The sequence below is a fragment of the Nisaea acidiphila genome, assembly GCF_024662015.1.
In the GTDB taxonomy this organism is placed as follows: Bacteria; Pseudomonadota; Alphaproteobacteria; order Thalassobaculales; family Thalassobaculaceae; genus Nisaea; species Nisaea acidiphila.
Window position 1 is genome coordinate 1,769,325 of the sequence record NZ_CP102480.1, and the last position, 14,433, is coordinate 1,783,757.

Below are 14,433 nucleotides of genomic sequence, written 5' to 3' on the forward strand. Positions count from 1 at the left end.
CCGAAGGCCTCGGCTCCCCGCACATAGTCGCCTCAAAGACTGGCCGGCCCGCAGGCACTGGCAGAACGGTCGTCGGTCACTCCCGCTCCGCCGCCTCTCTTTGGGTCCAGAAACGGGCAAACTCTTCGCGGCCAAGTTCGTGAACCATTGCAAGATTGCCTGACAGTCTCGGGACCGGTAGCCGCGTTCTAACCGCTGCCATGAACCGGTCGGCTTCCGTCCGGTCCGGCGGTTCACCATCGAACGATACATAGAGAGGGTTTTCGAGCGCCCAACGCCGCCCCGGGCTCCAAAGGCTGCTGCGCAAAATCTGATCTGCAAGGTCCGCTTCCGGATCCACGCTCTGCAACCGCTCGGGATAATGCCCCGTCGCCGCCCTTTCTTCCTCGTCAAAATCAAGAACCACGCACCCGAAACGATGCGGGTCGACGAGTATCCGGCACCGTTCCGATTTGTCTTCGCCGGTGAAGACGAGGTCGACAAGACCATTATCCGTCATCGGCAGGCCCAGAAGCCAAACATCGCGCAGGAACTCCGGCGTGGCGAAGAACAATTGCGGCTGCAGATTGTCGATGCGAAGCCCATTCGGAAGGCGGTTGTAGATACGAGAGGGGTCCGATGGAATTGAACCCAGCCCCCTGCCCGCTTCGTTGAAATGAATACGCGCGGAGCTGTTCTCGCTGAAAACCTGCATCATGCGTTGCGCGGAAATGCTCAATGTACCGTCGTCGGAGAGAAGGCTGTCGAAAACCGGCGTCGCGGCCTCGCCCGCAACCCAAAAATCGACAGTGAAAGCGGCTTGCATATCGGCCTCTTGCACCTGATCGGCGATGAAGCTCATAGAGCCGTCAGAGAAGATATAATCCGCGACCAATCCGACGAATTCCGCATTCTCGTCGCGCGCTATGGAAATCGAAGCCCAATGGGCAAGAGTGAGAGCCTGATAAGAACCGGCCTGGAGGCCCGATTTCAGGATCGGCGTAACGTCCAAGAATTTGGGACTATGCCGCTTGCAAAACCGCTCAAAAAGCGGATCAGCGTTCAAACGCGACCAATCCTCGGGCGTCGTCGCGACATGGAATACGGTTTCCCCCTCGTCCCAGAATTTTCGGTTCTCCTCACCGAACAAAGAGGGAAGTCCGTATTTCAGCCACATAGTGACATATTTCGCTCCCCAGACCGGGAGCGATACGACCCTCCGTCTCTCCGAGGACCAAATGTGCGGACGGGTCCGATAGCCCGTCACGAGACCGAGCAGAAGCTTGAGCTTGTTGAAATGTATCTGGGTGTTTGAGTTTCCGCCAAAATCGCTGTGAAGACGGTCCGCGAAACGGGCGCACTCCTCGACGGCTCCGGAAAACAACAGGAAGTAAAGAAATACGATACAACCGAAATCGTGTTTCACCTCCTGGCGAGCGTCTTCGAGCCCGGCCGAAACTTCGCTGAAGAAGAGCTGAAGTTGGCGTCGAGCCTCTTCCTTGTCGCCGTTGACAAACGTCATCTCGGCTAACGAAAAGCGTATGGACGGAGACGATCGCGCCTCCAGATTGACCCTTCGCATGGCTTCGGCTGCGCGCTTCGCGAGATGAACCATATCGTGCTTGCTGGCGAGGCTCAGCAATACCTGCATCCAGACAGCCGGAATGGGGCTTCCGCTCATCGCCGCGGCAGTCGCCGCGAAACTGGGATCCGGGTGTGACCAATCGGCGCCAGACATGCGGCTCCAAAACGCCGGCTCAGCGGGACTCAGAATCAATGCGCGCTTCAGGAACGCCGTCCCTTCCTTTCGGCGGCGCCGACTACTCAATAGATCGTATAGGGCTCCCCAGCCCCTGGCATCCAACGGCCCCATGACCTTGCAGAATTTGCGATAGAGTTTCTCTGCTCGGTTCGTGTCGCTTGTTTTCTCCAGGATTTGCGCCAAGGGATACATATCCGCTCCGTTCGCCGGCGCGATGATCAGTGAACGCATCAAGTCATCGCGCACCGTACCGGGGTCTCCCGCCCCGAACTGGAGTTTGGCTCTTATCGAAAATGCCAGACTGGACAGGTCCCCCACGATGATGTTTCGCGAGGCGTGCTTTCGCGCAGATGCACCACGCCCATGCGCCGCATGAAAGCTCAGCAGCCTTAGTTGGACCGCACTCGAATTCGGCTCTGCGATTTCAGCCCGGCGATATGCGTCCGCGGCGCAATTCTCATGGCGAATTCGTTCCGCCGCCTCCGCCAATCGAAACTGGCTGATCACATCCAACGGTTTTGCCTGCGTCACCAGTTTCAGCATTTGAAAGGACGCGGCGAACTCGCCCTTGGAGAGCAGTATGACGCCCGTGAGTTCCTGCGCTTCGACATGTCCCGGGTGGGAGGACAAGATTTCTCGCAATTTTCCAATAGCTTCCGCGACGTCTCCACGCTGGTAAGCAGCCACGGCACCAATAAAGTCGCTGCGAAGCGACTGTTCCGGAGTTTCCGCTCCATCAGTCAGAGAATAGTCGGTCGCCAAAAGCTTCTTCTTTCGAAAACTGGAGTGCAGAACCCAACGAGCTGAATAACTCGACCGTCTCGTCCCTCAACTTTCTACCGCAAACGCTGGCATGACTCTATCCTCCGGACTTTCCGGAACCTTTACGCTTGGGAGCATAGTTCCCCATTCACATTCCTTCATGGGAGCGGACCGGGCTCGCACCATTCCAGGTATCGCTCGAAACTCGGCAGGCCGACTTGCCTTGCGAAATTCTGCCCGAGTTCGAATCCGGCCGGTATGGATTGGATCAAATCCTCGATCCAATCCCGTTGCTCTGTGTCGATACCGGATTCTCCGGAACTGATCGCGTCCAAGCCGTGCTCCAAGCCCCATATCCGGGCAGGCGAAGCGAAACCGCTTCGCCGGATCTGAGCAACGAGTTCTGCAATCGGATCTGCGGTCTCGTGGCGCACCGCAAAATACCCCTTCTCAAGACGGCCTTCGTCTCCAGCTTCGACGACGGAGCAACAGAATTGATCCGGATCTGTCAGGATGCGCATTTTCTCGGGAGATCCGAGCGCGGCGAAACACGCATCGGCGACTCCATTGTCTGTTGCCGGAAGATTCGAAACCCACACTTCCGCCGACAAGGAAGCACGCAAATAAAACAGCTGAGGCTGCATGGTATAAATTCGCCATCCATCGGCGAGCCGCAAATTGAGCCGCGAGGGGTCTGAGAGCGCGGAATCTATTCCCGGTCCCACTTCATATGCCGACACGCGGGACGACGGATGATTGAGGAAAACATCCACCATTGCGCGGCTCGGGATCTCGAGCGCGCCACCGCTTTGCCGATATAGTGCGAAATCTTCCAGCGCTGAGTCCTGTACAGGCAAGTCGATGGTGAAAGCAGCATCGAACCTGCCAGCGGCGATCGCATCTGCGACATACCCGAGCGAGCCGTCCGAGAACACATAATCAGCCACCAGGCCAATGAAGTCGGCCTTTTCAGATCTGGCTATGTTGATCGACGCCCAGTGACCCAGGCTCATTGCGATATAGGAGCCGAAGGTAAGACCGTTTCGAATGACCGGCGAAAGGTCCAGAAAGATTACAGTCGCCCGTGCCTGAAGCTCGCCAAAAACGTCAGACCGCTTCATTCGCTCCCAGTCCTCGGGAGTCGTCAGAATATGAACGGCCGTTTCGCCGCCCTGCCAGTATTTCTCGTTTCCACCAGCGAGAAGAGACGGCAGCCCCCACTTGAGCCACATATCGACATGACTCGAGCCCCATATCGGCAGACTTATAATGCGCCGTTCGTCACAGCTCCAATCGTGAGGAGCCTTGCAGTAATCGGCATCAAGTCCTGCGAGCAGTCCGATTTTCCTCAGTCCAACATCGGCAACACTGTCGAACTTAATTGTGCTGTCGATATGAGCAAGAAACGGCACACAAGCCGCCGGCCGTTGTCGCAACAGTATGTAATTCAAAAACTCGACTGCTGCTTGCCCCGAGTCGGCATCCAATTCGCCGTTTAGTGTTTTATGGTGCATGTCCCTGAAAAAATGGAACATGTACTCAGCGGCTTCGGCGCGATTCCCGAGCTCATAAAAAAACATTGCAAGTTTGAAACGAACATAAGGAGCCGCCACGGCACATTTCGCGGCCATTGCGACGGCACAACCCGCGCGATCCGATACACTTAATCGGTCTGCAAATTGCCGCGCTACGTCGATCCAGAACATTCCGTTGTAGGGAGCGCAGTGAGCGGCCGCCAGAACGGAAAGGTCGGCGGCGCATTTGGGCACCGCGCTCTCATTGCAGAAAGCGAGCTTGCTCCAGGCCTCCGCATTTGCGGGCTCCAGACAAAGCTGATGACGCAATGCCCCAATGGCGCGGTCCGCCTGTCGCCGCTCGATCAGCCAATAGGCCAGATTACGCCAGGACTCCGGATCGCCGGGAGCGCCAAACTTGCACTGCCGCCGATAGAGCCGCTCTGCCATGCTTGGCCAATTGGCCGCACGGAATGTGTCGGCGAAAAGGATATTGTTCGCGCCGGTCTCCGGCGCGAGAACGGCCTCCCGCATAAGGCAGCGCTGAACTTCCTGCTTTCGTCCGCGTTGGAAAAGCATCTGTGCGCGGGCGCCCAGGGCCTGGCGATTGTCCGGCTGAAGCGTCAGAACATGGGAGAGCAGATCAAACGCTCTCTCCTCCTTTCCTGATCTCCAATAAGTTCCCGACGCCTGCAGGTATATCGGCGGCTCGCCCGGAGCGAGAAGGATCGCGCGCTGGATGGCAATGGATGCGCTTTCTACGTCGCCCGCGGCATCCGCGGCGAATGCCAGCCTGAGCTGGTTGACCGGGTTTTGCGGCGATGCTGACGCAACCTGCCGGAAGGAGGCATAAGCCTCGGCACCACGACCGGCATTAAGCAGCATGATGCCGAGCATTTCATGAACGCTCGCGCTGACCGGGGGCATTCTCAGGAGCTTCTGCGTTCTGTCCCAGCATGTCGCGAAATCGCCTGCCGAGAATGCTGCCACGGCTTCACGTTGCAGCACTTCCTTTTCAGGGTTCTGCAGGCTCATCCGAGGAACAACACCGCACTCTTGAAGCAGACCCGCCCGACGGACTGCCGGACGAGTGTGAGCGTATGGCTAGCGTACGAAACGTTGCCGAGCCGGTCAGGAGCAAAGGTCATAGCCGGTCACCTATCGGCGAAACAGTTACATCTTTCACCAGTCTATAAGCGCGCCGCGACCAGAGGAAGTCTCTTGGGTTCCGGATTGAGCACCGCCCGAATCTGCAATACTCTTGGTTTTCCCACCACGCCTCCGTTCGACGAGGCTCACATCGCAGAGAGAAGGATCGACCGTGCCGACCCAAGAGGTTGCAAGAGAGATCATGCGTGCCGTCGATGTTAATTTCGACGAGCAGCTCCAGCTGAGCCAAGAGCTCGTGCAATGCCCTTCCACCCGTTGCCAGGAAGCAACCGCCCAGGATCTGATGGCCCGGACCGCCCGCGAGTTCGGCTATGCCGTGGACATGTGGCGGATCGATCCCGACGAGATATCGAAACACCCCGGTTTCTCGCCGGTCGATGTCTCCTACGAGAACGCCTATACGGTTGTCGCCTCCTGGCGGCCGGAAAACCCGAAAGGCCGGTCGCTGATCCTGAACGGACATGTCGACGTAGTGCCGATCGGCCCGGAGAGGATGTGGACGCGGGCCCCGTTCGGCGGCGAAATCGACGGCGACTGGATGTATGGCCGCGGAGCCGGCGACATGAAGACCGGCACCGTGAGTGCGCTCTATGCGCTTGAGGCCCTGAAGCGGGCGGGATACCGGCCAGCCGCCCCCGTTCACTTCGAATCCGTGATCGAGGAGGAATGTACCGGCAACGGAGCGCTTTCGACCCTGGTGCGCGGCTACAAGGCAGACGCTGTCCTGATCCCGGAACCGACCGGGGAAGTGCTGACCAGCGCCCAGGTCGGTGTCGTCTGGATGCGGGTGAAGGTCGCCGGCATTCCGGTGCATGTCGCTCGCGCCGGCAGCGGACAGAACGCGATCGAGGCCTGCGTGCCGCTCTGGAACGCACTGCATGCGCTTGAGGAAGAGTTCAATCTGCCGGAAAACAAACACCCGGCCTTCGCGGAAAACCCGCACCCGGTAAACGTGGTGATCTCGCAGATCGAAGGCGGCGACTGGACCTCCAGCGTGCCGGCGTGGTGCACGTTCGAGGTCCGCGTCGGGCTCTATCCTGGCGTCGATCCGGCGGCGATCCAGAAGCGCCTGACGGAAACCATCGCTTCGGCCTCCAAGTCGCATACCTTCCTCGCCAACAATCCGCCCGAGATCGAGTGGCAAGGCTTCCTCTCGCCGGGATACGAACTCCCTGCGGGAACGCCGGGCGAGGACCTGCTCGACCGGTGTCACGCAACCGTGTTCGGAGAAAAGCCCGGACGCCGTGCCTCAACCGCGCTCACGGATTCACGCTTTCACGGCCTCTACAACAACACGCCAAGCTATGTGTATGGCGCCATAGCGGAAAACGTTCACGGTTTCGACGAGCGGGTGAACCTGCCGTCGGTCCGGCGCGTCACCGCCGCGATCGCGCTGTTCATCGCCGACTGGTGCGGGCTGGAAAAGATCTAGCCTTCGCCATTTGCGTCCAGGCGCGACAGAAAGCGCCTGAACGCGGACTGCCCCAACTGGCTCATCATCCGGGTGAGCCCGTTGGCGGGCTCGGTCCGCACCTGCCCTGCGACGCTGTCCAGAAGTCTGGTGGCCTCGCTCTCGTTTGCGCCGGAACCGGCGACCGTAACCGGCCGGCCGAGTGCCCAGCGGCGCCCCTCCGTAAAGTAGCCTTGCCGCGAGAGAATGGCGCGCAGCCTGTCCGCAACCGGTTCGGCAAAACCTTCACGTTCGGAGAAATATCCGCTCTCGGCCCGCTCGACATCGTCGAACTCCAGCACGCCGCAAACGAATTTCTCCAAGTCCGTAAGCATCGCCACACGCTCACGCGCGACACCGCTCTCCAGCGCCCAATCGACCGCGCCATTGTCCGTCGCCCCCATGAAGGGGACCCATAACACCTCGAGCGCTGACGCGACGATGTAGGCCAGTTGCGGCTGCGTGCTGCGAAGCTGCACGCCCCCTTCCAAACGCGCGTTCAGACGCGAGGGGTCGGCGGGCAGGCTCTTTTCTTGCGGATCGACCATGTAGTGCGAGACGCGCGCGGATATGTGATCCAGGAAAATCCGCACGAGGGCGTCTTCGGGGATATCCAGCCCCCCCTCCTCCAGCCGGAACCGTTCCAGCAACCCCTGCGCCGAAATGGAAACCGGAAGATCAACCGTACAAAAAAGATCGATCTCGCCGCGATCCAGAAGATCCGCAATGTGCCCGAGGCTCTGGCCCGCAAAGATGTGGTCCGCGCATATCTGGAAACAGTCCGCCCGCTCCTGCATCGCTATCAGAAGCGCCAGCCATTGCGAGCACATCAGCCCGACATAGTTCGCCTCCATCACCCATTCCTCGAGCACCGGGGATATATCGAGGAAGACATGAGCGTGATCGCTCATCAGATCCCGGAATACCGGGTCCCGTTCGAATTTCCGCCGGGTTTCCGGAGTGGTCGTAATCAGGAAGAGCGTTTCCCCCCGGTCCCAGAGCTTGCGATTTCCGGGTGCCATCATGGCCGGCAACGCATTTTCGAGCCATAGCTGCCCGATGCTCTCCCCCCAGACCGGCACCGAGACCACGAGGCGTTTGCCGCCACTCCAGCGGTGCCTGCACTCCCGGTATTCCTGAAGGGCGCGGCGCATGTAGCGCATCTTGACGAACTCGGCCGAGGGAATGCCCGTCCCCGCAAATCCATCGCCCGCACATTCCAGATAGGTCTGCAAGAGGTCCAGCCGCCCCTCGAAGAGCGTCATGCGAAGGAAGGCCGCGAGCCCGTCCGCGAATTTGAGATGCGGGTCGCGGGTCCGCAGAAGACGATCGCAATTACTGAAATACGCCTCCAGCATCCCGCCCGCTTCGTTGGCCCGTCCCTCCTCGAATGCCGCCAGCGCATGCGCAAGCTGCGTGTCAGGGTCATAAGCCGCGATTTCCGAGACCCTGGCCCGTGCGATTTCCGCAAGGCCGGAATTTCCGTCCGCATGTTCGCGTCTCGCCCGGTCCTCCCAAGCGGCAACGTCATAGGGCGCGCAGACCGACATCGCCCGGGCGGTGCGGAGTTTGCTCGAACTCGAAGAAAGCTTGGCCCGCCAGCCGTCGGTATCGGCTGGGTTAAGCACGAGGGCGCGTCTGATATCGCGTGCGGCGCCTTTTGTTCCGCCGGCACCTGATAAGCCTGCGCGAGCGAGCCAGTGAGACGGATCGAGAGGGGCGATCTGGCAAAGACGCGCGCAGGTCCTGATCTGCTCGTCCAAGGACAGGAAATCGCTTAGTTCGCGTACGGCGCGCTGATGTCCCGGCTGGAGCAGAACAGCGCGTTTTAGAGCATCCCGGCGCCCGGAGGCCTGGTCCCGAGACGCGAGAGACTGGGAATAGAGGAATTGGAGATCGGCATCGCCCGGCGCAAGAACGACCCCCGCCCTCGCCGCGCGCCCGAAAGCGGCTCCGGCGCCGATGGCCGAAAAGCCGACGGCGCGCGCTCCCCACGCACGGGCAATACCCGGTTCCGCAAGGACGGCGCGCTGCACCTCGATCCGGGCCGCCGCCGGGTCGGCAGGCCGCCCCGCATCAGCAAGCGCAAGCCGGATCGAGCCGTCGAACGGCTTCACCGAAGCGGCGAGCCCCAGAACGTTTCGGGCGTTCGCGTTATCACCGGCACGCGTCAGTATCAATCCGAGCAGGTGCGCGGCATCGCTCTGACGGATATCCGCCTGCAGGATCTCTTGGCAGATCGACGCAGCGTCGGCGAGACGCCCCTGCCCGAAAGCCTCAAGCGCGTTCTGGAAAGTTCCGGCCGGCACTTCGTTCCCAGGTTCGGTAATGATCAAGACCCCAACCCTAAGAGCAGGGGATTCTCAATCTCTAGAAAAATCTCTATCCGGGCCGGGCGAATTCGAAAACCGCAGGCATTGTCCAAAAAGAAAAACGCCCGCTTGAAGCGGGCGTTTTCCGGAACCAGGCTTGCGGAGACTGCCTTAGGCGGCCTTCGCGGAAATCGCTTTCTCGATCCGCCGCTTCAGCGCGCGAGCCTCAAGGCCGAGCTGCGCGTTCTTGGCTTTCAGCAGATAGGCATCGAGACCGCCGTTGTGCTCGATGGAGCGGATCGCATGCGTGGTCAGACGCAGGCGGACCATCTTGCCGAGCGCATCGCTCATAAGCGAGGTCTGCTGCAGGTTCGGCAGGAAACGGCGGCGCGACCTGTTGTTCGCGTGGCTCACATTGTTGCCGGTCTGGACACCCTTACCGGTGATTTCGCAACGACGCGCCATGTGTCTAATCCTTGGTCAACTCGATAGAATTGGTTTTCGTGCAGCCGTGGCCGCACGAGGAAGCAGGGCATATACGCGAGCCCCCATTTCCCGTCAAGCGGATTCCGGGAAAATTCGCCGCCCTCCGGGGAGCTTTCCAGCGCCCGTGACGCGACCGGAAAAACTACTCGTTCTCGACCAGGAACATCGGCGGCGTCGCCGGTCCCACGCGCACGCTCGGGCCGGCGGCGATCATCTTTCCCTTCACCGGCGAGGAGAGAACGATCGAGGTCGTGGTCTCGCCGTACTTCCGCATCTGGGAAATGACATGCTCAAGATGCACCATCGAGGACACGATCACCTTGATCATGTAGCTGTCCTGACCGGTCACGTGATGGCATTCGAGGACCTCGCTCAGAGTATGGGCGACAGTCGCGATCTTGTTGTAATGCTCGCCGGAGGTCTTCAGGTGGATGAAGGCCGTGGTCGGGTAGCCGAGCTTGTCCGGATTCACGATCGTCCGATAACCGGTGATGATCCCGAGATCCTCCATCCGGCGTACCCGCTCCGCGACAGCCGGCGACGACAGGCCGACCCTGCGGCCAAGCTCGCTGAAGGACAGGCGCGCATCTTCCTGAAGCACGCGCAGGAGCTGCCAGCCGACTTTGTCCAGTTGTCCTTCGCCGTTACCACTCATCGGCTTGTCCCCCATACTGCAAGACAAACGCATGATAATGCCCCCGGCCGCGTCTGCAAAGCGCTGCGGCACTGCCTGCCGGCGGAGGACGATCCTCGGCTCAAACGCCTCACGCGCGAAGTTCGCCTTGCCGATTGCACTACCAGTAGAAATGCGGCACGTTAACCATACAGTTGTGTGCTTGGGTTAGAGGAGCATCAAGAGTGGCACGGGTTATCGGTAGCGACCGTATCAGAAAGAACGTCACGATCGGCAATCGGCGTACAAGCGTAAGCTTGGAAGCGCAAGTGTGGAACGGTCTGTCCGACATTTGTCAGCGAGAGGATATCGGCATCGACGCGCTCTGCACGTCTGTCGCGGAACGGCGTAAGGAATCCAGCATGGCATCCGCCCTCAGGGTGTTCCTGCTGACCTATTTCCAGCTCGTGGTCGAGAATATCGAAGACAGCCTCAGCGCTGCGCCGCATGGCGGTATGGCGGAAGACCGGCAGGCACCGATCCCCGGATATCTCGAAACGGCCCTGCAGCGCTTTGCGTCGGAGCAGGAGCGCTACGCGACGGCTGACGACGGCAGTTTCGAAGCCCACCCGGCACATTAGCCCCGGTTCCTACCAGGCGAGCGAGCCGGCGAAATAAGTCGGCCGGGCACCATGCTCCGCCATGAGCTCATCAAGTCGCGGTGCCGGATCGGCGGCACCGCCGAGATCTCCCGCATGAATTCCACCGCCGAGCAGCAGGCTGTCGATCCCCGACCGGTTCGATCCGAGAATGTCGGTCTCCAGATTGTCGCCGACGACCAGCACCCTTCCGGCCGGCAGCGCCAGCCGCTCGAGGCAGCGGTCGAAAATCTCGGGAAACGGCTTGCCGAAATAGCGCACCTGCCCGCCCAGCGCCTCGTAGCGCTCCGCCATCGCACCGGCGCAGATCTGCCGCGCACCGCGGTGGAAAACCGATTTGTCCGGGTTGGCGCAAACCATCGGCAGGTCCCTCTCCGCTCCAGCGGTCAACACGCCCTCGAAATCCTCGATCTGTGAATCTGGATTTTCAGGACCGGCATTCAGGATCCAGTCGGCCTCGGCCGCGTCTTCGACCTCGGCGAACGCCCCTTCGGGAAGCGCGTCCGGGAACCTTCCGCGGCCAAGCCAGAGCACCCGCTCGCCCAATGCACGCGTAGCCTCGTCCCGGCGCCCGCCGACAATATCCGCGACCATGCCTCCGGAGGTGACGATCCCGGAGAACCAGCTGAGATCGAAACCGATGCCGGTCAGCCGTTCCGCGACCACGTCCGGGACACGCGGCGAGTTGGACAGCACCAGCAGCTTCTTACCCTCGCCCGCGAGGCGCTCGACCGTCGCGAGGGCATCCGGAAAGGCCGACCCGCCGTCATAGAGGGTCCCCCAGACGTCGAAGATGAAACCGTCATAGCGCTCGGCGATGCCGGAAAAGGCGGACAGGGTGGTGGGCATTCCAGATTTCCGTTCGGAGTATCGGTTGCGAGTGACGGGGCGGCGCCGACGCCGCTCTATTTGGCGGGCTGGGTCGTCGGCCGCGGTTCTCCGAAGAGATAACCCTGGCCGAAGTCGATTTTAAGGTCGAGCAGGTCGAGCAGCATGTCCTCGGTCTCGATCTTCTCGACGATGAGATCCATGGCACAGCGGTCGAGCGCGCCTTTAAAGCGCCGCATGTCGAGCATCGGATCGTCGCCGCGCGCCATCTCGTGCAGCATATGGGCGCCGACCTTGATGTATTTGAAGCCGAGATCCGCCAGATGCGGCAGGTCGATATCCAGCGTCCGCACCTGATCCAGAGAGAAGTGGAAACCAAGATCCTGCAGGCGCTGGAGATTGACCTGGGTCTCGTAGCTCGGATCGGTGATCGCGTCCTGCTCGAATTCGAAATAGAGGTTCGGGATCAGCTTCTGATTATCACTGAGAAACTCGATGAAGTCGGTGAAGAAATCGACATCGGTCAGCGATCCGTTCGAGATATTGCAAAAGAACGCCAGTTCCGGATGCCCCCGGACGGCGCGCCGGACGAGCTGGATACAGCGGAACAGCAGCATATTGTCGATGACCGCGACCAGCCCGGCCTCTTCGGCCAGCGGAATATACTGCTCCGGCGTGATCACCCGGCCGCGATCGTCGACGATGCGCGAGAAACACTCGTAGAACTGCCGTTTCCGCGATGGCAGCGATACGATGGGCTGCAGATAGAGATCGACCCGGTCCTCCCGCAGCGCCTGTTCGACGATGGTTAGCACTTCCGCGTCGTCTATCAACAGCAGCGGCTCTCCATGCCCCTCCGCCGCAGCCACAGCGGGAAGGCCGATATCGTCCACCGGTTTCTTCTCTGCCGACGGCTTGGCTTTCGGCTTGTCAGGAGTTTTCGCCGAGAGCTGTCCGAGCAGCCCTTGCAAGACCTTAAGCTCCGCCACCACATGGCCGCTATCCGGCATCTCGTCGATCTGCTCTCGGATCCGGGACACCTCCTCGCGGGCCGCGTCGAGATCCTGCCGTGTCACCGCCAGTTCGTGCGCCAGCACCTCGAGCTGCCGCTCGGAGGAAGCGCGCACCGTCCGAAGCGCGAGACCGCTCTGCACGAGTCCGCCCACGATGAGGAGAAACAAACCGGCCCCCCATCCGGGCAGCCCCAGAAGCGGAACAACCGGAAGCAGGACGGCGACTGCGATTGCCGGAAAAACATAGAAGCTCGCGATCAGGACATTACGCAACGTCGCGGTCCCCTTCCAAAATCAGGGCGCGGCCCCAGTCTCCGCGCCGACAGCCTCCGCGAGGGAGGAACACCCGTCTCGTTCAAGCAACGTGCCAAGTTCCTCGGCGATACGTCTGACGAGACCGGGTCCTTTATATATCAAAGCGGTGTAGAGCTGAACGAGCGACGCACCGGCCTTGATCTTGGCATAGGCCGTCGCCCCCGAATCGACCCCCCCGACCCCGATGAGCGGGATCCGCCCACCGGTCAGCCGGTAGGTCTTACGCAGGATTTCCGTCGAGGGCCCGAAAAGCGGGGCGCCGCTGAGACCGCCGGTCTCCGACCGGTTTGCGTTCTTCAGGCCGTCCGGCCTGGCGATCGTGGTGTTGGAGACGATCATGCCGTCCAGCGCCTCTTCGAGCACGACGGCAACGATTCCGTCGAGCTGCGCGTCTTCCAGATCCGGCGCGATCTTCAGCAGGATCGCTGGACCGTCTTCGCCGCAGACCTCCCTCCGCGCCGCCTTGGCGGCCCGCAGGAGCTCCCGCAGCGGGCCCGGCGCCTGCAAGTCCCTCAGGCCCGGCGTATTCGGGGAGGAGACGTTGATGGTGATGTAATCCGCGATCGGCGCCATCGCGGCGACGCCAGCCGCATAGTCGCTCTCCGGGGTTTCGACGCCCTTGTTGGCGCCGACATTCGCGCCAACGATGCCCTCTTCGCGCACCCGCCCTGTCAGCCGTGCGGCACCCGAGGCGAGCCCCTGATTGTTGAAACCGTTGCGATTGACGACAGCGAGGTCCTCGGGCAGGCGGAACAGGCGCGGGCGCGGGTTTCCGGGCTGCGCACGCGGCGTCATGGTCCCGACCTCGACGAAAGCCGCACCGAGACGGAGCGCGCCCGCATAGGCCTCCGCGTCCTTGTCGAACCCGGCGGCAATGCCGACCGGATGCGGGAAATGCAATCCCAGCAGGTCTTGACCAAGCTTCGGATCCGGCCTCCAGCCAGAGGCCGAAGGGCCAAGCCCGAGCGAGAGCGCCCGAATTGTCAGGCGATGCGCCGTCTCCGGATCGAGGCAACGCAGCAGAGGAAGCGCGAGGTCGGCGAGCATGGTCGGGCTATTCCGCCTTCATGTCGGGAAACTGGTGCAGCCCGTCGGGTCCGAGCGGCAGATCGAACTCGGCGACGACCGCCGCCACCGGAAGAGGACCGTAAAGATGGGGAAAGAGTTCCCCGCCGCGGGCCGGCTCCCATTTCAGGGCATCGCCGAGTTTCTCCGCGTCCACTTCCAGCAGCACCAGACCGGTCTCGCCCGCCCTGTGCTTTGCAGCGCTCTCCGCGACCTGCAAAGCGGTCGAGAAATGAAGAAATCCGTCGGCGGTGTCCTCGCGTGAGCCGGCATAACTGCCGTCCGTCTTCGCGCGCTCCCAATCGGAGTGCCGGGAAAGGTGGTAGATCCACCGCAATGGCGTGTTGTTTGTCATGGCGGCGAGACTAGCCCCGCGCCCCTCCGATCTCAAATTGTTCCGCGCCGAAGGGTGACAATTGGCCCATTGGCATTGCCGGAAGCGCCGGGCTAAGCTGCGCCCATATCCGGGGAGCGTCCGCAGACCCCCGCGAAATCCAATGAAAAG

11 protein-coding genes are annotated in these 14,433 nt (G+C 61.3%); 2 read left to right on the top strand and 9 right to left on the bottom strand.

Annotated features, from left to right (window positions below):
• Positions 1-76: 76 nt before the first annotated feature.
• Entirely contained in the window at positions 77-2,503 is a 2,427-nt protein-coding gene (locus tag NUH88_RS08140; RefSeq protein WP_257771284.1) for a tetratricopeptide repeat protein, read from the bottom strand.
• 158 nt (positions 2,504-2,661) lie between these two features.
• Positions 2,662-5,052, bottom strand: a complete 2,391-nt coding sequence (locus NUH88_RS08145) for a tetratricopeptide repeat protein (protein WP_257771286.1) — start codon at positions 5,050-5,052, stop codon at positions 2,662-2,664.
• 286 nt (positions 5,053-5,338) lie between these two features.
• Between NUH88_RS08145 and NUH88_RS08150 the strand changes: the two genes are divergently transcribed.
• Positions 5,339-6,619, top strand: a complete 1,281-nt coding sequence (locus NUH88_RS08150; protein ID WP_257771288.1) for an ArgE/DapE family deacylase — start codon at positions 5,339-5,341, stop codon at positions 6,617-6,619.
• Here NUH88_RS08150 and NUH88_RS08155 read toward each other — a convergent pair.
• From NUH88_RS08155 to NUH88_RS08165, 3 genes are all read right to left on the bottom strand, one after another.
• The gene (locus NUH88_RS08155; protein WP_257771289.1) at positions 6,616-8,973 is read right to left on the bottom strand and encodes a tetratricopeptide repeat protein; all 2,358 of its coding nucleotides are present in this window, start codon (positions 8,971-8,973) and stop codon (positions 6,616-6,618) included. The two genes, NUH88_RS08150 and NUH88_RS08155, sit on opposite strands and share 4 nt — an antisense overlap.
• A gap of 147 nt (positions 8,974-9,120) precedes the next feature.
• Complete coding sequence (rpmB, locus tag NUH88_RS08160) at positions 9,121-9,414, bottom strand: 50S ribosomal protein L28 (RefSeq protein WP_257771291.1); 294 nt, start codon at positions 9,412-9,414, stop codon at positions 9,121-9,123.
• A 163-nt stretch (positions 9,415-9,577) separates the two neighbouring features.
• On the bottom strand, positions 9,578-10,090 hold the full coding sequence (locus NUH88_RS08165; RefSeq protein WP_257771293.1) for an Lrp/AsnC family transcriptional regulator: 513 nt from the start codon (positions 10,088-10,090) through the stop codon (positions 9,578-9,580).
• A gap of 203 nt (positions 10,091-10,293) precedes the next feature.
• Between NUH88_RS08165 and NUH88_RS08170 the strand changes: the two genes are divergently transcribed.
• Positions 10,294-10,689, top strand: coding sequence for a ribbon-helix-helix domain-containing protein (locus NUH88_RS08170; RefSeq protein WP_257771294.1), 396 nt, complete (start codon positions 10,294-10,296; stop codon positions 10,687-10,689).
• 9 nt (positions 10,690-10,698) lie between these two features.
• Here NUH88_RS08170 and NUH88_RS08175 read toward each other — a convergent pair whose 3' ends face one another.
• From NUH88_RS08175 to NUH88_RS08190, 4 genes are read right to left on the bottom strand one after another with little or no spacing between them, the layout of a single operon-like run.
• Positions 10,699-11,556, bottom strand: a complete 858-nt coding sequence (locus NUH88_RS08175) for a TIGR01459 family HAD-type hydrolase (RefSeq protein ID WP_257771295.1) — start codon at positions 11,554-11,556, stop codon at positions 10,699-10,701.
• A 56-nt stretch (positions 11,557-11,612) separates the two neighbouring features.
• Positions 11,613-12,821, bottom strand: a complete 1,209-nt coding sequence (locus NUH88_RS08180; protein ID WP_257771297.1) for an EAL domain-containing protein — start codon at positions 12,819-12,821, stop codon at positions 11,613-11,615.
• Between the two features lie 21 nt (positions 12,822-12,842).
• On the bottom strand, positions 12,843-13,910 hold the full coding sequence (locus tag NUH88_RS08185) for a quinone-dependent dihydroorotate dehydrogenase (protein WP_257771299.1): 1,068 nt from the start codon (positions 13,908-13,910) through the stop codon (positions 12,843-12,845).
• Positions 13,911-13,917: 7 nt separating this feature from the next.
• Entirely contained in the window at positions 13,918-14,283 is a 366-nt protein-coding gene (locus tag NUH88_RS08190) for a DUF952 domain-containing protein (protein WP_257771300.1), read from the bottom strand.
• Positions 14,284-14,433 lie beyond the last annotated feature (150 nt).